This is a genomic window from Streptomyces sp. NPDC004752, assembly GCF_053601275.1.
Window position 1 is genome coordinate 12,422 of the sequence record NZ_JBSGBN010000109.1, and the last position, 19,840, is coordinate 32,261.

18 protein-coding genes and 2 pseudogenes are annotated in these 19,840 nt (G+C 71.9%); 12 read left to right on the plus strand and 8 right to left on the minus strand.

The features are described 5' to 3' along the window. Positions 1–155 precede the first annotated feature (155 nt). Together ACWEKM_RS34045 and ACWEKM_RS34050 are read right to left on the minus strand one after the other, a co-directional pair. A pseudogene (locus tag ACWEKM_RS34045) lies at positions 156–1,198 on the minus strand (hypothetical protein). A gap of 33 nt (positions 1,199–1,231) precedes the next feature. Beyond that, on the minus strand, positions 1,232–2,488 hold the full coding sequence (locus tag ACWEKM_RS34050) for an FUSC family protein (protein WP_451625126.1): 1,257 nt from the start codon (positions 2,486–2,488) through the stop codon (positions 1,232–1,234). Positions 2,489–3,174: 686 nt separating this feature from the next. On the opposite strand from ACWEKM_RS34050, the gene ACWEKM_RS34055 reads away from it, so the two are divergent. Beyond that, positions 3,175–4,155 (plus strand): phosphotransferase family protein, encoded by a 981-nt coding sequence (locus tag ACWEKM_RS34055; RefSeq protein WP_451625142.1) that lies wholly within the window; start codon positions 3,175–3,177, stop codon positions 4,153–4,155. A 328-nt stretch (positions 4,156–4,483) separates the two neighbouring features. Here the strand turns inward: ACWEKM_RS34055 and ACWEKM_RS34060 are convergent, their stop codons facing one another. Beyond that, positions 4,484–5,533 carry a PHP domain-containing protein gene (locus ACWEKM_RS34060; protein ID WP_451625127.1) on the minus strand — a complete coding sequence of 350 codons (1,050 nt, stop codon included), beginning with the start codon at positions 5,531–5,533 and terminating at the stop codon, positions 4,484–4,486. A gap of 150 nt (positions 5,534–5,683) precedes the next feature. On the opposite strand from ACWEKM_RS34060, the gene ACWEKM_RS34065 reads away from it, so the two are divergent. Next, the gene (locus tag ACWEKM_RS34065) at positions 5,684–5,929 is read left to right on the plus strand and encodes a hypothetical protein (protein WP_451625128.1); all 246 of its coding nucleotides are present in this window, start codon (positions 5,684–5,686) and stop codon (positions 5,927–5,929) included. A 96-nt stretch (positions 5,930–6,025) separates the two neighbouring features. Here the strand turns inward: ACWEKM_RS34065 and ACWEKM_RS34070 are convergent, their stop codons facing one another. Further along, on the minus strand, positions 6,026–6,430 hold the full coding sequence (locus tag ACWEKM_RS34070) for an anti-sigma factor antagonist (RefSeq protein ID WP_451625129.1): 405 nt from the start codon (positions 6,428–6,430) through the stop codon (positions 6,026–6,028). 121 nt (positions 6,431–6,551) lie between these two features. Continuing rightward, the gene (locus ACWEKM_RS34075; RefSeq protein ID WP_451625143.1) at positions 6,552–6,695 is read right to left on the minus strand and encodes a zinc-binding dehydrogenase; all 144 of its coding nucleotides are present in this window, start codon (positions 6,693–6,695) and stop codon (positions 6,552–6,554) included. A gap of 351 nt (positions 6,696–7,046) precedes the next feature. On the opposite strand from ACWEKM_RS34075, the gene ACWEKM_RS34080 reads away from it, so the two are divergent. From ACWEKM_RS34080 to ACWEKM_RS34100, 5 genes are read left to right on the plus strand one after another with little or no spacing between them, the layout of a single operon-like run. Further along, entirely contained in the window at positions 7,047–8,906 is a 1,860-nt protein-coding gene (locus ACWEKM_RS34080) for an ATP-binding protein (RefSeq protein ID WP_451625130.1), read from the plus strand. Next, positions 8,903–9,313, plus strand: coding sequence for a roadblock/LC7 domain-containing protein (locus ACWEKM_RS34085; protein WP_451625131.1), 411 nt, complete (start codon positions 8,903–8,905; stop codon positions 9,311–9,313). Before ACWEKM_RS34080 ends, ACWEKM_RS34085 begins: the two co-directional genes overlap by 4 nt. Beyond that, positions 9,310–9,681 carry a DUF742 domain-containing protein gene (locus ACWEKM_RS34090; protein WP_451625132.1) on the plus strand — a complete coding sequence of 124 codons (372 nt, stop codon included), beginning with the start codon at positions 9,310–9,312 and terminating at the stop codon, positions 9,679–9,681. Before ACWEKM_RS34085 ends, ACWEKM_RS34090 begins: the two co-directional genes overlap by 4 nt. Then, complete coding sequence (locus tag ACWEKM_RS34095) at positions 9,662–10,267, plus strand: GTP-binding protein (RefSeq protein ID WP_451625133.1); 606 nt, start codon at positions 9,662–9,664, stop codon at positions 10,265–10,267. Before ACWEKM_RS34090 ends, ACWEKM_RS34095 begins: the two co-directional genes overlap by 20 nt. Then, complete coding sequence (locus ACWEKM_RS34100) at positions 10,264–11,508, plus strand: cytochrome P450 (protein ID WP_451625134.1); 1,245 nt, start codon at positions 10,264–10,266, stop codon at positions 11,506–11,508. The genes ACWEKM_RS34095 and ACWEKM_RS34100 overlap by 4 nt, the downstream gene beginning before the upstream one ends. A gap of 49 nt (positions 11,509–11,557) precedes the next feature. Here ACWEKM_RS34100 and ACWEKM_RS34105 read toward each other — a convergent pair whose 3' ends face one another. Next, entirely contained in the window at positions 11,558–12,589 is a 1,032-nt protein-coding gene (locus tag ACWEKM_RS34105) for a 7-epi-alpha-eudesmol synthase (protein WP_451625135.1), read from the minus strand. A 367-nt stretch (positions 12,590–12,956) separates the two neighbouring features. Between ACWEKM_RS34105 and ACWEKM_RS34110 the strand changes: the two genes are divergently transcribed. Next, positions 12,957–13,946 carry a cation diffusion facilitator family transporter gene (locus ACWEKM_RS34110; protein WP_451625136.1) on the plus strand — a complete coding sequence of 330 codons (990 nt, stop codon included), beginning with the start codon at positions 12,957–12,959 and terminating at the stop codon, positions 13,944–13,946. Positions 13,947–14,024: 78 nt separating this feature from the next. Here the strand turns inward: ACWEKM_RS34110 and ACWEKM_RS34115 are convergent, their stop codons facing one another. Continuing rightward, positions 14,025–14,474 (minus strand): nitroreductase family deazaflavin-dependent oxidoreductase, encoded by a 450-nt coding sequence (locus ACWEKM_RS34115; protein ID WP_451625137.1) that lies wholly within the window; start codon positions 14,472–14,474, stop codon positions 14,025–14,027. A 288-nt stretch (positions 14,475–14,762) separates the two neighbouring features. Here ACWEKM_RS34115 and ACWEKM_RS34120 point away from each other — a divergent pair, with 288 nt between their 5' ends. Then, positions 14,763–15,959: a cytochrome P450 gene (locus ACWEKM_RS34120; protein WP_451625138.1), complete on the plus strand. Its 1,197-nt coding sequence runs from the start codon at positions 14,763–14,765 to the stop codon at positions 15,957–15,959. A gap of 12 nt (positions 15,960–15,971) precedes the next feature. Further along, positions 15,972–16,172: a ferredoxin gene (locus tag ACWEKM_RS34125; RefSeq protein ID WP_451625139.1), complete on the plus strand. Its 201-nt coding sequence runs from the start codon at positions 15,972–15,974 to the stop codon at positions 16,170–16,172. 268 nt (positions 16,173–16,440) lie between these two features. Here the strand turns inward: ACWEKM_RS34125 and ACWEKM_RS34130 are convergent, their stop codons facing one another. After that, positions 16,441–17,307: an endo alpha-1,4 polygalactosaminidase gene (locus ACWEKM_RS34130; RefSeq protein WP_451625140.1), complete on the minus strand. Its 867-nt coding sequence runs from the start codon at positions 17,305–17,307 to the stop codon at positions 16,441–16,443. 235 nt (positions 17,308–17,542) lie between these two features. On the opposite strand from ACWEKM_RS34130, the gene ACWEKM_RS34135 reads away from it, so the two are divergent. Both ACWEKM_RS34135 and ACWEKM_RS34140 read left to right on the plus strand, forming a co-directional pair. Beyond that, positions 17,543–18,511 carry an aldo/keto reductase gene (locus ACWEKM_RS34135; RefSeq protein ID WP_451625141.1) on the plus strand — a complete coding sequence of 323 codons (969 nt, stop codon included), beginning with the start codon at positions 17,543–17,545 and terminating at the stop codon, positions 18,509–18,511. 297 nt (positions 18,512–18,808) lie between these two features. Then, positions 18,809–19,840: pseudogene (locus ACWEKM_RS34140) on the plus strand (hydrolase); the annotation flags it as partial.

Consider the following 19,840-nt stretch of genomic DNA (forward strand, 5'->3'; position numbering starts at 1 on the left):
TGCCCCGGTCGTGACAGCCACCATGGCGCGGACCACCCCGCGAAGGCAAAACGTATCGGCTCCGCCGGGCGGGCCGCGGGGTCGTTGTTCGGCTGCGGTGGTGTCGTGGCGCTTGCGCAGTTCCCCGCGCCCCTACGGGGGTCATGGGGACGGCCCTACCACTCACCGTCCTGGACCGGCTTGCCCGGCGTGTCCTTCAGCGGTACGACCTGGCCGCCGGACGGCCCTGCCAGGGGTCGAGATCGTCCCCGAGCCAGTCGCCGACCGGTTTGACCGTGCCCAGCGCGTCCGCCGCGGGGAGATCCTCGGCGTCCTGGTCGTAGTAGTCGTACCAGGGAAGTCCCGCCCGGGTGTACGCCGCCCGGTCCACCGGCGACGGCGGCGGCTCCTCACCCGTGATGCGGCGCCACTGCGGAGGCGTCACCAGATGCACGAACACCCGCCCGGCGGGCTCGTCCGCCCAGTCCCGCGCCGGCCGCCTGTCCCGGTAGACCTCCTGGCGCATCGAGCCGCCGGCGCCGAGCCCCATGGCCGCCGGTGCCGGAGCGGCCGGCCCGGGCCCCGCGCCCGGAGCGGCGGCGGCCATCGGCAGCGCCGCCCCGTACCCGCCGGCCGCCCCGTACCCGCCGACCGGCCCGGAGCGCCGGCACAGCATCCGCTGGTCATGGCGCCACGCCGCGAGCGGCTCGGCCTTCAGCGGGAACGACTGCAACTGGACCCCGCCCCACACCTCCTCGTCCGTGAGCTGCCCCTCCACCGTCGCGCCAAGACCCAGCGGCACGGCCACGAACTGGCGGACCGTCCCGCTGCCCGAGTTGATGCCGTCGAGCCAGGGCTGCCGGGGCAGCACCACATAGTTCTGCGGTTTTCTGGACAGCCGGTCGCTCCACGGCCGGCCCGAGAGGGCGCACACCTTGCCCACCCCGACCTGGAGCGCGGCCGGCTCCGTCGAACCCGTGAAGTCCAGCCACATCGCCTCACGCAGATACACCGGCAGCATCACGCCGCCGCGCGCCCGCCACTGCTCGGGCACCGTGTCGGGATGATCGGCCACCCGGCGGACCGGGAACTCGCCCAGCCCCGGCGGCAGCGGATGCGTGCCCGTCTCGGGCAGCCGCAGCGTGCGCACGAACCGCACCGCCACCCCGCCCGGCAGCCGCAGCGTGTTCCCGTCGATCCGTACGGCCGTGTCGGTCATGTGTACGCCCCCTCCGTCTGGCCGGTAATCGCCTCACCGACGAGAACGTCCCCCGGCCTCCGTGTGGTTCCGGCGCAGCCGCTCGGCTACGCCCACCCGCTCCCGCACCCAGGACATCCGGGGCAGCCGGGCCCGCTGCTCGCGCGAGACCCGGTCCAGCTCCTCCAGCAGGCGGCGCGAACGGTGCTCGGTGTCCAGCTCGTCGAGGATCCGGTTCACCTCGGTCAGGGCGGCGCCGAGCAGCTGCCAGCGCCGCGGGTCCCGCTCGGCCTCCTCCCGCAGCAGCAGGGCCACCTCGTCGCGGGTGGCCGCCGCCGTCTGGAGTTCGGAGGTCAGCCGCGCCTCGGCGGACTCGGCGCTGACACTCAGGTCGGTGGTCACCAGTACCGCGAAGCTGACCACCGCGTCGCCGACCTCGGACAGCAGCCGCTCGACGACGGCGCCCGTCTCCGGCGGGAACAGGGGATCGGGGGCGCGGGACTTCGCCAGGTCGGCGAAGGTCCGGGCCAGTACCCGCAGCACGACCGTGCAGATCTCCAGCGTGTCCAGGCCCGTCCGCAGCACCACCCGGTGCAGCAGGCCCTCGCGCACGCGCGGATTGAGCCGCAGACTGTCCTCGGCCTGCCGCAGGTCCGCGTCCACCTCGACGATGTCGTGGTCCAGTCGGCGCGCCTCGTGCAGCCGCTCGGCGGCCAGCTCCCACGGGACGCGCCCCGCGGCCTCCTCGCCCAGCCGCAGCAGCAGCCGCCGCACCCGCCGGGCCAGCCCCTCGATCGACTCCCCGGCCTCGTCCACCCACACCGGGGGAGCGAACACCAGGTTGCAGGCGAACCCGACGACCGCGCCGATCAGTGTCTCCACCACCCGGGCCCAGGCCGTGTTCCCGACCGTGGTCACGCCGAGCACCAGCATGGCGCTGATCGCCACTTCGGGCACGTACTCGTCGACCCGCACCAGGCGCCCGACGGCCAGCGCGGCCACGATCAGCAGCGCCAGGCTCCACCAGGTCAGTCCGACCAGCAGGCTGAAGGCGATGGCGACCAGCACGCCGGCCACCACGGCGTTCACCCGGCGGATGCCGTTGGTGAGCGTGGCGTAGAGCGTGACCTGGACGACCAGCAGGGCGGTCAGGGGCGCGGTCAGCGGCGCGGGCTCCGGGCTCAGCCGCAGCGCGACGACGTATGCGATCGTCGCCGCGCCGGCCGACCGCAGCGTCTGGACTACGACAGGGTCCCGGCGGCGCTTCACGAACCGCTTCGGCCCCGCGGTCCACTTCCCTACGTCTGGCATGCCTTGGGCTGTTCCCCGTGCGTGAACCCGCCGAACGTGCCTGGCGCGGACCGGGTGCGTCCGCGACGGGTTCGGACCGGCGCCGGTGGCGGACATCGCGCGGTTCTCCACGGTGCAACGGGCCTTCGTACGCGCGGCGTTGAGCGTCAACGGCCTTCCTACGCACGGCGTTGAGCGCCCTCGACGGCTCGGTCGAGCGGCTGGCCGGGCCCGGTGGCACCGTCCTGTCCAACCTCCCCGGCGTCCCGCGCCCCCCGTCGGCACCCCGGCCAGGCCCCGCCCCACCTGCCGGGCAGTGGGACAGCATCCCGCTCGCCCACCCGGACCGGAGCCGGATCATTCCGCGAGTATCAGCTATCAGCGCGCGCGGTCGACGGCGGCATCGAGGCCGCCACGGCCCTCGCGGACCCGCCGTCCGCTGTCCGTCGCCCGCAATCCCCCGTCCGTCGCCTGCCGTCCGGGACGGCCTCGCCGAGGAGGCCCGCTCGCTCGGCGGGCTGCCGCGCGCCCGCGAGCCGCGCGCCCACGGCCGTGACGACCACGGGTGGGCCAATCTTCCGGCGGCGCGGCGCGGTGCGTCGCCTCCTGCCGGGCTGAGCGCCCGTCCCCGCCGCCGGTTCGTACCCTGGAGCGGGGCCGCCGCCCGAGAAGGCGGTCGGCGACGGGACGGGGAGGGGCGGCACATGATGGAGGACTCACGGGCACGGGCCAGGGAGGCACTGGCCGACGCGGGCATCGCGCCGGACCGGCTGGCCGCGGTGCGTCCGCTCGGTGGCGGCACCTACAACACCGTGGAGGAACTCCGGCTCACCGACGGCACACGCCATGTGCTGAAGGTCGCGCCGACCGCCCCGGGACTGCGCTACGAGGCCAGGCTCCTGGTCGCCGAGGCCGAATTCTGCCGGGCCGCCGAGGCCGCCGGGGTGCCGGCGCCGCGCGCCGTGGCCCTCGGCGCCGGTGCCGACGGGCCGTGGCTGCTGCTGACCGCCTGCCCCGGCGAGCCCTGGGACGGCTCCCTGACCGAGCGTGAACAGACCTGCCTGCGTACCGAGTTGGGCCGCCAGGTCGCCCGACTGCACCGGGTGACCGGGCCCGGCGGGTACGGCTATCCGTCCGGCGCCCTCGGCCCGCTCGCCACCGACTGGCGGACCGCGTTCACCACGATGTTCGACGCCGTCCTCGACGACGCCCGCCGCTACCGGGCCCGGCTGCCCCGGCCCGTCGAGGAGGTGGCGCGTACGGCGCGGGCCGCCCATGACGCGTTGGACGAGGTCACCGCGGCCCGCCCGGTCCACTTCGACCTGTGGCAGGGCAACGTCCTGGTGGACCGCTCGGCGGGGTCGGCTCGGATCGGCGGACTCATCGACGGCGAGCGGATGTTCTGGGGCGATCCGCTGGCCGACTTCGTCTCCCCGGCCCTGCTCGGGGACATCAGGAAGGAGGAGGCGTTCCTCGCGGGCTATCGGGAGGCCGGGGGCCATGCCGCGTTCGACACCGCGGCCTGCCTGCGCCTCGCGCTCTACCGCAGCTACCTCTACCTGATCATGCTGACCGAGACCGTGCCACGGGCGGTGGCCCCGGACCACGACCGCTGGGTGCGGGACACGGTCGGCCCGGAACTCGTCGCCGCGCTGGACGAGATCGCCGAACTTGCTCCCACCTCGTAGAACTCCCGCCTCGTAGAACTCCCGAGCCCCCGCTTGGCTCATGGCGTGAACCAAGGGTGGGAAGAAGGGGTGGGAAGAACGGCGCGCGCGTTCCGCACAGTGGGAAGCCCCGACCGCGACGGGGGAATCACGGCCGGGGCGGCCAGGGGGTGGGCGCGCACGGCGGTCGCCTCTCGGCGAAAGGCTCCACAGGGCTTCAGCCGAACGATCGTCCCTGTGGGCGGAAGATGAGGCCCGGGGACGCTGTCCCGTCCGCACCCACGGTCTGTTTAACGGGCAACGATCCCTGAGTGTTCCGGCCGAAGACCGCGCGCCGCCGTGATCCACGTCACCCCGGCGGGGTACGTTCCGCCACCCGCTCCGGGACCCGGCCCGCCCGGGTCCAGGCCAGCAGCTCCGCGGCGGACCAGGTGGTCACCACCCGCTCGGCGGGCACCCCGCACTCCTCGGCCCGCGCACAGCCGAGGACCTGCCAGTCGAGCTGGCCCGGGGCGTGCGCGTCGGTGTCGATCGAGAACAGCACGCCCGCCTCGACGGCCGTGCGCAGCAGCCGCCGGGGCGGGTCGAGCCGCTCCGGGCGGCTGTTGATCTCCACGGCGGTGCCCGACTCGGCGCACGCGGCGAACACCGCGTCCGCGTCGAACCGGGATTCCGGGCGGCTCCGCTCGCCCCGTAGCCGCCCGGTGCAGTGGCCGAGCACGTCGGCATGCGGACCGCGTACCGCGGCGACCATCCGGCGGGTCATCGACCGGGCGTCCATGCGCAGCTTGGAGTGGACGGACACCACCACCACGTCGAGCAGCTGAAGCAGCTCTGGGTCCTGGTCCAGTGAACCGTCCTCCAGGATGTCGCACTCGATGCCGGTGAGCAGCCGGAACGGGGCCCAGGCCGCGTTCAGGGCGGCCACGGCCGCGAGCTGCTCGCGCAGCCGCTTCGGCGACAGCCCGCGGGCCACGGTCAGCCGGGGCGAGTGGTCGCTCAGCACCGCCCACTCGTGCCCGAGCCGCGCCGCCGTGCGCCCCATCTCCTCGATCGTGCCGCCGCCGTCGGACCAGTCGGAGTGCAGATGGCAGTCTCCGCGCTGCAGCTGTCGCAGCCGCCCGCCGCCCTCGGTGAGCGGACCGCCGACCTCGTCCTCCAGGGCGCGCAGATAGCCGGGCACCGCACCGGCCAGGGCCTCCCGCACCACCTGGGCGGTCTTCGGGCCGACACCCTTCAGTGACTCCAGGGACCCGGCGGCGGCACGCTCGGCGACCTCGGCCGCGGGCAGCGCGCCCAGCACCTGTGCGGCGGTACGGAAGGCGCGCACGCGGTACGTCGGCGCCAGGGACCGCTCCAGCAGGAAGGCGATCCGGTCCAGCGCCTCGACGGGTTCCATCGCCACCTCCACCTCAAGGGTTGCCCAGACACGGCGGCGCCGCACGACGGCCCACGGCCCACGGCCCACGGCCGACGTGCGTCGGGCGGCGCTCGGTGGCCACTCGGACGGACCGTACATATCCGTCATGCGCGAATTAGGCTCGATGGCATGACCGAGATAGCGAGCCCCCATATCTCCCGACCGCGGATCCTGGTCCACGGGGTGATGCGGGGCAGGCCGGGCACCCCGCCCTTCCGCATCATGGAGGTCGACGGCCGGGTGGTCGGCGCGGCACGGGCCGTGACCGACGTTCTGGAGACCGCCGCCGCGTACGGCATCATCGTCCACGACCTGGACGATCCGGATGTGGTCCGCTGGGTCGGCGGCGACAAGTTCACCTGGAAGCCGCACTGAGGCCCGGCCCGCTCGGCCAGCCGTCCGCTTCTCGTACGCGGGGCGCACCCCGCGCCCGCAACCATGCCCGGCACCCCGGCGGCCCCGCGCGCACCGTCACCACGAGCCGGATGTGGCCTCCGGCTGTTCCAGGGCGGCGTCCAGGGCGGCGTCCAGGGTGGGCTGCGGGGGCAGCAGCCGTGACAGGCCGGTGACCCGCAGGACGCGCAGGGTCAGCGGGTGGGTGCACACGAGATGCAGTTGCCCGCCGTGCTCCAGCATCCGGCTGCGCGCCCGGTAGAGCAGGCGCAGCCCGGAGCAGTCGAAGAACTCGATGTGCCGCAGGTCGATCACGACGCGGGCGCCGGGCCGGTCCGTCACCCGGTCCAGACAGGGACCGATCTCCGTGGTCGCCGCGATGTCGATCTCGCCGTGGAACTCCAGCACCGTGACCCCGCGGTCCTGGCGGACACGCAGGTGCCGGGTGAGCGGTGCGGGTTGTTGCCGCGGTTCCTGGCGCACGACGTCACCTCCCACCCGTGCCGGGAAATCCGTTCCCCGCCCTGCAAGTTACCCTCGATGGAAGGAATTTGAGCATGTTCGATTGACATATGTCTTCAAGTTTGGCCGCAGGCGTTGCAGTTCAGGCCGTCATGGGGGCCGGTTTTCCGGTCGCCCGACCGGTATCTCCCGGTTTGCGTGCCCGAGCGGCCTCCGCCAACGGAAACGTACCCGCGATCGTCGGCCGCAGTCTGCCCTCGACCACCAGTCCGGCGATCGCCCGCATGCCGACCCGGTCGACGTCCACGAGCACGAGCAGTGCGGACCGCCCGCACTCCCCGCCGGACCGGCACCACGTCGGTATCCCGCACGGCCGGCGCCGTCGGTGGTTTCTGCGGCCAAGTCCCCTGGTTTGTATGGCATTTGGTGATTCGAGTGACCTGTCGGAGAGTGACGGAACCCTCACATCCACCACTCGGCGATGTTGATCTTTCCGGGTGGGAACCAGATAAGCTCCAGAACGTCACCGCGAGTTGACGGACCGTTCCACTGAGCGGTTGGCTCGCCGTGCCCATTCAAGAGTGGGCGGCCCTCGTGCACCCCAAGTCGTGATCGTGTTGCTTTCGAAGGATGCAGATTGGAACTCGCCACTCCGCCACCGGCGGCGCGGGCCCCTGTCGCCTGGTACAGCTGGTGGCTGATGCCACTGGCATGGGGAGGCGGAACGGTTGCCGCCACCTTCATGAGTTCGGAGCGAATAACCGCTGCCGTCACCGGTGCCGCCGCGACCGCCGCCGGCGCCGTGTGTGTACGGCTGCTGATCCGCTCGCAGCGGCAGCTGCGCGGCTTGCAGGACAACTCCCGCACCACGCAGGCCGAGCACTCGCAGCAGTGGCAGCAGCATGTCGCGGGTCTGGAGCGGAAGTTCGCCGCCGAGCGCGCTTCCCTGGAGGCACAGCTGACCGAGCAGAGCGCCGCTTTCGAGGCCCAGGCCGGTAAGCAGGCCGGGGTCGGCGAGGCCCAACTCGCGGACGCCGCACGGGCCTACGAGGAACGACTCGCCGAGCAGGCCAAGTCCTACGAGGCCCAGCTCGCCGACCGGGCCGAGATCTGGGAGGAGCAGCTCGCGCACCAGCGGGCCGCGGTCGCCCGGCTCGCCGACGAGCAACTGCCCGAGGCGCTGGAGCGGCTGCGGGCGGGCGACGCCATCGATGACGTGCTGCCGACCACGCAGTCCGCCCAGATCGCGCCGGAACTCCAGGCGGACCTGCGCCGGGTCCTGCGGACCTCGCTGATCGGCATCGAGGAGGAGTTCAACCGCTCCACCTCCGCCGAGCAGGCCGTGATCAGCATCGGCAACCGTATCCACGTACTGACCAGCAAGCTCCGTGGCCGGCTGCACGAGATGCAGGGCGAGCACGGCCGGCTGCCCTCCGTGGCCCGCGGCCTGATGGAGCTGGACCAGGAGCTGGGCCCCGCCGACTCGCTCGCCGCGAGCATCGGCGTACTGGGCGGCTCGGACCGGCCGGGCAGGCAGTGGCAGGAGCCGCAGCGCCTGCTGAGTGTGGTGCGCGGCGGCATCGGCCGCATCAAGGACTTCCACCGTGTCGAGGTGCGCCACCTGCCCGAACTCGGCGTCGACGGCGGGCTGGTGGACCACCTCACGCTGATCTTCGCGCATCTGCTGGACAACGCCGCCCGCTACTCGCCGCCCACCGAGCCGGTGGTCATCTCCGGCAAGGAGGTCCCGAACGGTGTCGGCATCGAGATCCAGGACTCCGGCAAGGGACTGAGCGAGGAGAAGAAGCGCGAGGCGGAGCACTCCCTCGCGGGCTCCGCGGCCGGCCCCGGCCTCGGCGGCATCTCCGAGGACGCCAACGTCGGCCTGCGCGTCGTCGGCACGCTCGCCCGCCGCTACGGCATCCGTGTCACCTTCGCGGACTCGCCCTGGCTCGGCACCTCGGTCGTCGTCGTGGTCCCGCACAAGTACTTCAGCCCGCTGCCCGCAACCGCGGCCACCGCCCCGGCCACTGCCCCGGTCGCCGCCCCGCCCGCCTCCGCCGCCGTGCCCCCGGCGCCCACCGTGTCGCCGAGCCCGGTCGTCGCGCAGCTCACGGCCGAGTCCGCCGACGCCCTGGGCACCACGCCCGGCGGACTGCCCCGGCGCCGGAGCAGGCGGCGCGAGACGGATCCGGCGGAGGAGTCTGGACGCGGCGGCGCCAGCGCCGTCTCCGCCGTACCGCCGGACGCGTCCTTCGCCGGCCTGGCGGCGTTCGCCACCGCGGGCCGCGACTCAGCCGCCCGGTCGGCCCCGCTCGGCCACGGACCCTTCGACGACGAGCGCTTCGGCACCGCATCCGCCGCTGACGCGTATGCGTTCGCCGAGTCCGGCGAGGCCGCTCTCGGCCTCGCACCCGAAGCCGCCGCGGCATCCGCGCCGTCCGCCGCCCGTGAGTCCACCGAGCACCGCACTGAAGAGAGCGACCAGTCGACATGACGCAACAGGCAACCGACGTGAGCTGGGCGCTCCGGGATCTGGTGGAGAGCATCCCGGAGATCCGCTTCGCCCTCGTGGCCTCCAGCGACGGCAAGGCCATCACTTCCTTCGGCGCCGAGGACCCCGACGACGTGGACCGCTTCGCGGCGGTGGTGGCCGGCCTGCAGGCCCTGGCCCAGCCGGTCGCCGAGCAGTTCCCCAAGTACGCGGGTCAGTTGCGGCTCGCGATGATCGAGGTCGACGGCGGGCATCTGTTCGTCGTGCGCGCGGGCGTCGAGACCTACCTGGGCGTCCTGGCCCGCGAAGGACTCGACCAGGGCCTGCTCGGACACCAGATGAGGGACCTGGCCCGCCGTATGGGTGAGCTGCTCGGTACCACTCCGCGCCTGGAGGAGCACTCTGGATGAGTCCTCCCCGCCGGCCCACGGACCCTTCCGGCCTTGAGCGCTACTACGTCCTCACCAAGGGACGCAGCAGGCCGGGCGGGTCGGCGTCGAGTCTCGACGTGGCGACCCTCATCATCTCCCTGACCGCCCCCGCCCCGGGCATGCAGCACGAGCACGAGGAGATTGTCCGGCGCTGCCGCGATCCGCTGTCGGTGGCCGAACTCGGCGCTCACCTCGGATTGCCCTTCAACATTCTCGCGGTGCTGCTGGCGGATCTGCTGGACGCACGCCGCGTCGAAGCACGTGACCCCATCCCGGCGCACGACGCCGGGCTCGGGCCCGACTTCGCGCTCCTTCAGGAGGTACTCAGTGGACTTGAAAGGCTTTGACCAATCCGGCCGACCCGCCGCCGGAGGCACCCGCTCGGTCAAGGTGATGATCGCCGGCGGGTTCGGCACCGGCAAGACCACCATGGTCCGCGCCGTCAGCGACATCAAGCCGCTCACCACCGAGGAGACCCTCACCCAGGCCAGCGCCGACGACGACCACCTCATCGGCATCGCCGACAAGGCCGAGACCACCGTCAGCCTGGACTTCGGCAAGATCAGCCTCAATGACAGCCTGATGCTCTACCTGTTCGGCACCCCGGGCCAGGAGCGGTTCTGGTTCCTGTGGAACGGCCTGTTCAAGGGCGCGCTCGGGGCGATCGTCCTGGTGGACACCCGTCGGCTGGCCTCCAGCTTCCGGGCGATCGAGGAGATGGAGCGGCAGAACGTGCCCTTCGTCATCGCCCTCAATGTCTTCCCCGACTCCAAGGGCCATCCGATCGAGGAGATCCGGGACGCCCTGGACATTTCCCCGCACACCCCGGTCGTGGCCTGCGACGCCCGCGACCGTGCCTCCAGCCGTGATGTGCTCGTCGCGCTCATCCGGCATCTGCAGGAACGCTCGGCCGTCGCAGTGGAGTCCCGATGAACGACCAGTCCCACCGGCCCGGCGCTCCGGGCGGCTGCCCGGTCGCCCACGGCGCGGGCGTCATCCGGCTGTACGGCCCGGAGTCGGAAAGGGACCCGCAGGGCATCTACGCGACGCTGCGCAAGCGGCACGGCGCGGTCGCCCCGATCCTGCTGGAGGGCGACGTCCCCGCCTGGCTGGTGCTCGGCTACCGGGAGAACCGGCGGGTGCTGGACAACCCGCTCCAGTTCAGCCGGGATTCACGGATCTGGCGGGACTGGCAGGAGGGCCGGGTCGACGAGACCTCGCCGCTCATCCAGATGCTGGGCTGGCGACCCGACTGCGTCTCCCAGGACGGCGAGCCGCACCGCAGGCTGCGCGGCGCGGTCACCGACAATCTCCTCGGCGTCACCGGCCGCGGTATCCGGCGGCACGTCACGCACTTCGCGCACAAGCAGATCGACGCGTTCGCGGACGTGGGCCGCGCCGACCTGGTGACGGACTTCTCCGACTACCTGCCGATGCTGGTCCTCACCCGGGTCCTCGGGCTGGCCGAGCGGGAGGGGCGCAGCCTCGCCGAGTCCAGCAACCAGATCCTCAAGGGCGGTGCGGACGCCCTCGTGCACAACGAGAAGATCATGGGCGTCCTCGCTGAACTGGCGGCCCGCAAGCGCTCCGAGCCCGGTTCCGACTTCGCCTCCGGGCTCCTCGACCACGCCGCCGATCTGGACGAGGACGAACTCGTCAACCATCTGCGCCTGGTGCTGATCACCGGCCACACCATGACCAGCAATCTGCTGGCGCGGGCGCTGCAACTCATCCTGACCTACCCCGACCGGCGTTCCGCACTGGTCAGCGGGCAGCTGAACATGTCCGCCGTGGTGGAGGAGGTCATGTGGAACGCGCCGCCGCTCGCCGTGCTGCCGGGCCGGTTCGCCACCTCCGACCTGGAACTGGGCGGCTGCCCGGTCAAGGAGGGCGACCTGCTGGTGCTCGGCCTCGCGGCGGGCAACACGGATCCGCAGATCCGCCCGGACACGAACGTCTCGGTCGTCGGCAACCAGTCCCATCTGGCGTTCAGCGCCGGGCCGCACGAGTGCCCGGGGCAGAACCTCGGCCAGGGCATCATCGAGACGGCCGTCGAGGTCCTGCTGCACCGGCTGACCGGCCTGCGGCTGGCCGTGCCGCCGGAGGAACTCACCTCGACGGCGTCCACCTGGGAGTCCCGGCTGGACAGCCTGCCGGTGGAGTTCGCCGTCTGATGCGCGCGGGGCCGCCGTCCGGTGGGACGGCGGCCCCGCGGCGCTCGGCTCACACGGCGAGCAGGTCGTCCACCGAGCCGCGCCCGGCCAGTTCGGCGGCGACCGCCGGTCCCTCCTTGGCCGCCGCGTAGCGGCCGGTGGTCAGCGCCCACTCGTAGTTGCCGTTGATCCAGTGCTGGATGGCCTCCACACCCATCCGCACCCGCTGCCGCTCCGTCTCGTCCAGACCGAGGTCCTCGCACATCTGCGGCACCCGCGCCTCCAGGGCCACGTACTCCTGGAGGCGCTCGGTCGTCATGCGGTACGCCTCGTCGGCAGCGTCCTGCCAGGAGCCGCCACGCTCCTGCTGCAGGACGCATATCAGGTTGTGACCGTCGCCCCGGCGCCGCTCGCGCTCGAAGGAGTGGATGTCGTTCATGAACCCGATGGTGTCGGCGGCCAGATCGCGCATCCGCTCCATCACCGGATGGGCCTGCACCTCGGCCGGCACCTCGAAGCGGCGGCTGCGCTCGCCCGCGTCGATGCTGTGGTGGATGCCCACCGTGCGGCGGCGGAAGGCCGTGTACTCGTCGAGTGTCAGCGTTCCGGCCAGCCCGCGGGCCGCCAGGTCGACCTCCTCGCAGTGCGCCACCAGGAACCGCCCCCAGGAGCCGGCGAACCGGGACTGCCATGTCAGGGACATGCCATCAGAGAGATGTCGCCAGACCTCCGCCCAGGCCACGGTGATCGGGCAGACCACCCGGGGACGGCTGCCGGCCGGGCGCAGCGGCGTCGCGATCAGTTCGCGCGCCACCTCCGCGATCCGGTCGGCGCGGTCCGGCTGGCCGGCGTCGAACTGGTCGTCGAACAGGAAGGCCAGCGAGAACCAGTTCATGAGGACGACCATGTCGTCGGCCGAGGCGTGCGGATAGGTGCGCGCGGCGGCCTGCGGCAGGTCCCAGGACCGGTACTCCGCGAACCCGGCCTGGCTGCGCACCAGGCCCATGTCCCAGATCCAGCGCAGATGGCGTGACCGCGCGTACTGGAGATGCGGGCTGACGGGGGTCTCGAAGGGCAGGTCGAAGGTGACGTCCTGCGGCATGCGGTTCCTTTCGGGAGACGGAACGCAGAGCCCCCGCCCCTGCGGACGGGCGGCCACACCGGTCGCCCGCACTGTCGAACTGAGCTTCCTGGCCGGTCAGTTGAGCCGGAAACAATACGAGGTTGCCCAGAGCGTAAATGATCTATCCACCATGATCACAGTGATGTGTGTTACTGCTCATGTCCTCTGAGTGACGTACACTCCCTCGCCGCCCGCGGGTGACGGTACTGGTGGCGTTCGCGGCCGGGCCGACCGCACCTCGCTCCTGAGTTGCCTCGTGCCGCAAGGCGTGTGCCCGTGGTGCGGTTGAGGGCGGGTTTGTGGCGGTGTGGGGTGTGAGTGGTGGGGACGTGGGCAGTCGGCGGGCATGAGTGGGACCGCTAAGCGGCGTACCGGCGACGGTGGCGGGACCCGGCGGAAAGCCGATCGCCGGACCCGGGTGACTGTACTGGTGGCGCTCGCGGCCAATCTGGTGATCGCCGCCGCCAAGGCCGTCGCCGGCTTCCTGGCGGGCTCGCCCGCCCTGCTGTCGGAGGCCGCGCACTCGGTCGCCGACAGCCTGAACGAGATCTTCCTGCTGGCCGCGCTGCGCCGCAGCCGCCGCCCCGCCGACGCACGGCACCCCTTCGGCTACGGAAAGGAACGGTACTTCTGGTCGCTGCTCGCCGCCGTCGGGATCTTTGTCATGGGCGGCTGCTTCTCCGTCTTCCAGGGCGTCGAGGCGCTCCGCAACGGCGCCGGCGAGACGTTCGACGGCTATGTGGCGGGCCTGAGCGTGCTCGGCGTCGCACTGGCCGCCGAGGGTGCCTCCCTGCTGCGGGCCCTGCACCAGGTGCGTCGACAGGGCGGCGGTCTGCGCGACCCGGCGCTGCGCACGGTCGTCGCCGAGGACGGCGCGGCGGTGATCGGCGTGACGCTCGCCCTCGCCGGCATGGCGCTGCACATGGTCACCGGCCGGGTCGTCTGGGAGGCATCCGCCTCGCTGGCCATCGGCTGCCTGCTCGTCCTGATCGCCTACCGGCTCGGCCGCGACGCACGCGATGAACTCATCGGGGAGGCCACCGACCCGGAGTCGGCCGAGCGGATCCGGACACTGCTCGCGGCACAGCCCGAGATCGACAGCGTGGAGGCCCTGTACACGATGAAGACGGGGCTCGACTCGACTCTTGTCGCCGCCCGGATCGACCTCGTGCCCGGCCTCGACAGCGAACGGGTCGAGGAGGTCGCCGTCCGTATCAAGCAGTCCCTGGCCGGGGCCGTACCCGAGGCCGGGCAGATCTTCCTGGATGTGACCGACCGGTCGGCGGGGGAGGCACGGCACAGCCCCGCCGCGACGGGGGAACGCGGCGGGGCCTGACGCAGAAGTGCCCGGGGCCGGGCCCGTTCATACCTTACGCCGGCAGATTTTCCGGATGGCGTCGATGCCCGGCCGGATTCAGCTCCCGGCGACCGGTTCGAGCACAAACACCGGGATCTCGCGGGATGTCTTGTCCTGGTACTCGGCGTACGGCGGATACGCGGCCACCGCCCGCTGCCACCACTCGGCCTTCTCCGCGCCGCTGACCTCCCGGGCCGTCATGTCCCGCTTGACCGGCCCGTCCTGTAGTTCCACCTGCGGATCGGCGGTGATGTTGAAGTACCAGACCGGGTGCTTGGGCGCACCGCCCTGCGAGGCGACCACGGCGTACCGCCCGTCGTGCTCCACCCGCATCAGCGGTGTCTTGCGGATCTTGCCGCTGCGGGCGCCCCGGGTGGTCAGCACGATGACGGGCAGCCCCGTGTCCATCAGCGTCGTCCCCTCGGTGCCCCCGGAACTCTCGTACAACTCGACCTGCTCCCGGACCCACGCGGCCGGACTGGGCTGGTACTCACCCTCAAGAGGCATGCTGTTCTCCTCGTCGGAACAGTCGCAACAGAGCTACTGACAGGGCGATTCAACACCGGTGACCGCGGATTTCATCCGGCCGTCGGCGGCGGGCGGTGAACTATCGTGGAATGGCCGGTTCCGTATGCCCCGCACCCCTGTGAGGGCAATCGAACCACGAAACGGAAGAGTCGCTTCCCGGCCAGATTCCGCAGGTAACCGATCTGGCCGAACTTTGCGTCGCACGTTGGGTGCCTCGGGCATCTAATGATGATCGCTACGACGCACTCTTCGTCTGTGAGGTCTTCCATGACGGACTTGTCGCAACCCGTTGCCTTCCCCCAGGACCGAACCTGCCCCTACCAGCCGCCCGCCGGCTACGACCCGCTGCGCGCCGCCCGGCCGCTGGCCCGCGTCACCCTCTACGACGGCAGCACCGCCTGGCTCGTCACCGGGCACTCGGTCGCCCGCGATCTGCTGGCCGACCCGCGTCTGTCCAGCAACCGCAACCGGGACGGCTTTCCCATCACGACAGCGCGGTTCGCCGGGGTCCGCGACCGCAGGACGGCCCTCATCGGCGTCGACGACCCCGAGCACCGGGCCCAGCGCCGGCTGATGATCCCCAGCTTCACGCTCAAGCGGGCCACCGCGCTCAGGCCGAGCATCCAGCGCATCGTCGACGACCTGCTGGACCGGATGATCGCCCAGGGGCCGCCCGCCGAACTGGTCAGCGCGTTCGCACTGCCCGTGCCCTCCATGGTGATCTGCGAGCTGCTCGGCGTCCCCTACGCCGACCACGAGTTCTTCGAGGAGCAGTCCCGGCGGCTGCTGCGCGGCCCCACGGCCGAGGATTCACAGGACGCCCGGGACCAGCTGCAGGAGTACCTCGGCGCCCTGATCGACCGCAAGAGCGAGGAGCCCGGCGAGGGTCTGCTGGACGAACTGGTCGAACAGCGGGCGCGCGAGGGCACACCGGACCGGGACGAGCTGGTGCTCCTCGCACTCATCCTCCTGGTCGCCGGTCACGAGACCACCGCCAACATGATCTCGCTCGGCACCTTCACGCTGCTCCAGCACCCCGAGCGGTTCGCCGAGCTGCGCGCCGACCTCTCCCTGCTGCCCGCCGCGGTCGAGGAACTGCTGCGGATGCTGTCCATCGCGGACGGACTGCTGCGGATCGCAACCGAGGACATCGAGGTGGCCGGGACGACCATCCGGGCCGGCGAGGGCGTGGTCTTCTCGACCTCGGTCATCAACCGCGACACGGACGTCTACCCCGGACCGGACACGCTCGACTGGCACCGCCCGTCCCGCCACCACGTCGCCTTCGGCTTCGGCATCCATCAGTGCCTCGGCCAGAACCTCGCCCGTACCGAGCTGGAGATCGCCCTGGCCGCCCTGTTCGAACGGCTGCCCACGCTTCGCCTCGCCGTGCCCGCGGACGAGATCCCGTTCAAGTCCGGCGACACGATCCAGGGGATGCTGGAACTCCCCGTGACCTGGTAAGAGGCTCGTGCCATGCACATCGAAATCGACAGAGACATCTGCATCGGCGCGGGCCAGTGCGCGCTGACCGCCCCGAACGTCTTCACCCAGGACGACGACGGCTACAGCACGCTGCTGCCCGGACGGGAGGACGGCGGTGGTGACCCGCTGGTCCGCGACGCCGCCCGTGCCTGCCCGGTCGGCGCCATCACCGTCCCCGACGAGCCCGCCTGACCGGTCCCGGCGGCGTGGCGGCGGTCCGGCGGCGCAGGGTGCCCGGATGGATGACCGAACCGGACGAGGAAGCCCTTCCTCCGGCTCGTCCTGTGCGCCGCCGGGGTCGCCGCGGGCGTCGGCAACCTGATCACCGCCGCCCAGGAGCGGAACTGGGAGGTCGGCGTCCCGACCGGCCCGGTCGCCCTGGGCGGTTCCTTCGACACCGGTGCCGTCCAGGCGCGGACCGGCCCGGAGCCGCGTCATGGCCCCGTGGTCCGCGCAGGACTCAGCGGACCTTGCGGACGTAGCCCTCGCTGCCCGGGGCCGACACCGCCAGGTCGCGGCGGACGATGCTGAGGCGGTCGCCGAAGCCCGCGAGGGCCTTGCGCAGTCCGCCGTCCGTGTACTCGACGACGAGGACGCGGTCCTCGAACGCCTCGGCGTACGCGCCGCACTCGTCCCACTCGGCGCACTCCTCCACCACCGCGAAGTCGAGGCCGTTCCGCTGCCTTTGGCCGGCCAGCTCCAGGGTGTTCTTCTGCGCGATGGCCAGGTTCCGGGCGTGTGCGTGCCGGGACAGCAGGGTGATGAACGCGGTCGCGTCCTTTGCGGTCAGCAGCTTCCCGGACCGGGTGTAGCTGTCGTAGTTGTCCGGCTCGACCGCATCGAATCCCTTGTCCGCGCAGCCGTCGATCCAGCGGCCCACCCGCTTCGCCACCCGCTCGCGCTTGGCCGCGGTGCCGATGTCGAGCAGCGGCTCGTCCCAGTCCTCGTCCACGACGACCTTGCCACGGGCGTCCCGCAGCAGCAGGTCGGCGGGCCATACGTCCGTCTCGTCGGGCTGGGCCTGGAAGGCGTTCACATAGCAGATGTTGTACAGGCCGGGCGCGGGCGAGTCGGTGCGGTCGCGGCTGACGACGCGAACCCCGTCCGGGGGCGGATACGCGCCGCCGAGCTGGTAGTCGAAGCCGGCGTGCCGCGGCGGAAGCCGTACCTCGGACGACGTATGGCCGGCCTCGGTCCGGTCCTTCGCGGAGTCCGCCGAGGATCCGCAGCCGGTCAGCAGCAGGGCCGCCGTGACGACCGCGGCGACGAGCCGCGCGCCGGTCACCGTCTGGGCACCTGCGACGCGGAGTGCACCCTTCGCGGGCATGACCGCTCCATCCATCGCGGGTACGGCCCCGCCTCGGACCGGCACGGCGGACCTGGCGACTCGGGCCGGGTTGAGAACGTGTCCATCACCGGCTGGGCGCACCTCTGCGTGCCCGCGCGGGGCGCCGGGCACGTGATCACGATCAAAGCCTCCGCACCCCGCCGCGGTCAAGTCGGGGCCGTGCGACGACGTACGCTCCGAAGAGGTAACCGTCCCGAAGGCAGGAGCAGCAACGATGCAGTACGTGAAGCTCGGTTCGACGGGCCTGGACGTGTCGCGGATCTGTCTGGGCTGTATGACCTACGGCGAGCCGGACCGCGGCGCCCACGAGTGGACCCTCGGCGAGGAGGCCGCCCGCCCGCTGATCCGACAGGCGCTGGAGGCGGGCATCAACTTCTTCGACACCGCGAACATCTACTCCGACGGAACCAGCGAGGAGATCGTCGGCAAGGCCCTGCGCGACTTCGCCCGGCGCGACGAGATCGTGCTGGCCACCAAGGTGAACGGCCGGATGCGGCCCGGACCCAACGGGGGCGGGCTGTCCCGCAAGGCGATCATGTCGGAGATCGACCACAGTCTCACCCGCCTCGGCACCGACTACGTCGACCTGTACCAGATCCACCGCTACGACCACGAGACCCCCGTCGAGGAGACCATGGAGGCGCTGCACGACCTGGTCAAGGCGGGCAAGACGCGCTACATCGGGGCCAGTTCGATGTATGCGTGGGAGTTCTCCAAGGCCCAGTACACGGCGCGACGGCACGGCTGGACCAGGTTCGTGTCCATGCAGAACCACTACAACCTGATCTACCGCGAGGAGGAGCGGGAGATGCTCCCGCTCTGCGCGGACCAGGGTGTGGGCGTACTGCCCTGGAGCCCGCTCGCCCGCGGCCGGCTCACCCGCGACTGGGGCGCCGTCACCGAGCGCAGTGCGCACGACGACTTCGGCAGCCGGCTCTACCTGGAGAGCGACCGCTCGATCGTCGAGGCCGTCGGCCGGATCGCCGCCCAGCGGGATGTGCCGCGGGCCCGGATCGCCCTCGCCTGGCTGCTGCACCAGGCCCCGGTGACCGCGCCGATCGTCGGCGCGGCCAAGCCGCACCACCTTCAGGACGCGGTCGCCGCCGTGGAACTGGAGCTGAGCGACAAGGAGATCGAGGAACTGGAGCAGTCCTACACCCCGCACGCCGTCAGCGGCCACTGACGGTCCCGAGTGTGTACCGGGACTCAATTCGTCCGTCGCCCGGGCGACGGACGAATGTCGCCCGGGCGACAACCGGCAAATGCTGCACCTTGACGATTCGTCAATTTCCGTGGGGCCGCGGGGCAATGCCAAAAAACCGCAATCACTTGTTCTGACATCAGGCCCTGTGCCAAGGTGTGCCGTGCGGCGCTGCGGACCATTGATTTTCTGTCAAAAAGGCCGCGTACGGCCGACGTTCGAGTTGCCGCATCCCCTGGTACGGACTTATTTCGCATCGCGTCTGGGAGGAATGCAGCAGTGCACGACGCTGGCACGTCGAATTCCACGGGTACCGCTCCGCCGTTCGACATCACGGATGAGCAGTTGAGTGCCGAACTGCAGAAGTGGACGGGGACGGCGCCCGCGTTACATCCCGTGGGCGAACTCCTCGACCGGCACTGGGAGGCCGTGTTCGGCTACGCCCGGCTGTGCACCGACGGGCCGCGCGCGGCCGGAATGCTCACCACGGCCACCTTCACCCGGGTCTTCGGCGCATCGCTCAGACAGGTGGGGCCACCGACCTCCGCCTGGCGCCCCCATCTGCTGGTCACCGTGCGGCGCATCGCGGCCGAGTGGGACGGCGACGGACGCCAGGAACTGCTCCACGCCGCACTGCGCTCGGGCACCGCCGCCGGGGACCGGGCCGCGGCCCGGCTGCTGCCACCGGCGGACCGGCGCCTCATGTCCCGGGCGTTCCAACGGCTGCCGCAGACCGCCCGCGCCCTGCTGTGGCACACCGAAGTCGAGGCGGAACCGCTCGCGGTGCCGGTCGCCCTGCTGGGTCTCGACGAGCGGGTCGCCGCAGTGGAACTGCGGCGGGCCCGGGAGCGGCTGCGCGAGGAATGCCTACAGGCCCACCGCGAACTCGCCCCGCAGGAGGAGTGCCTGCGCTACGTCCGGATGCTCGACGTGACCTGCCGGCGCGGCGCCGACCTGGATCCGGACCTCCGACAGCACCTGGGCGGCTGCGAGCACTGCCGGCACACCGCCGACCAGCTGAACCAGTTCAACGGGCTGCTCGGCCTCGCCCTGGCCGAGGCCGTGCTCGGCTGGGGCGCCCGGGAGTACGTCGCGTCCCGGTTCGGACCGGCCGAGGAGCCCGCCGCGGACCGGCCCGCACCACCCGCACCGTCCGGGCCGCTCGGAGGGGAGTCCTTCGGCGCGCCCGCGGCCGGACCGGACGTCTCCGAGCCGGCGGCCGGGGCCGGTGGTGACGAGGTGGGAACCGTCGGCCGTGGGGCATCGGGCCGTCGCGCCGCCGCCCGCCGCGCCGCCGCCCGTCCGCTGTCC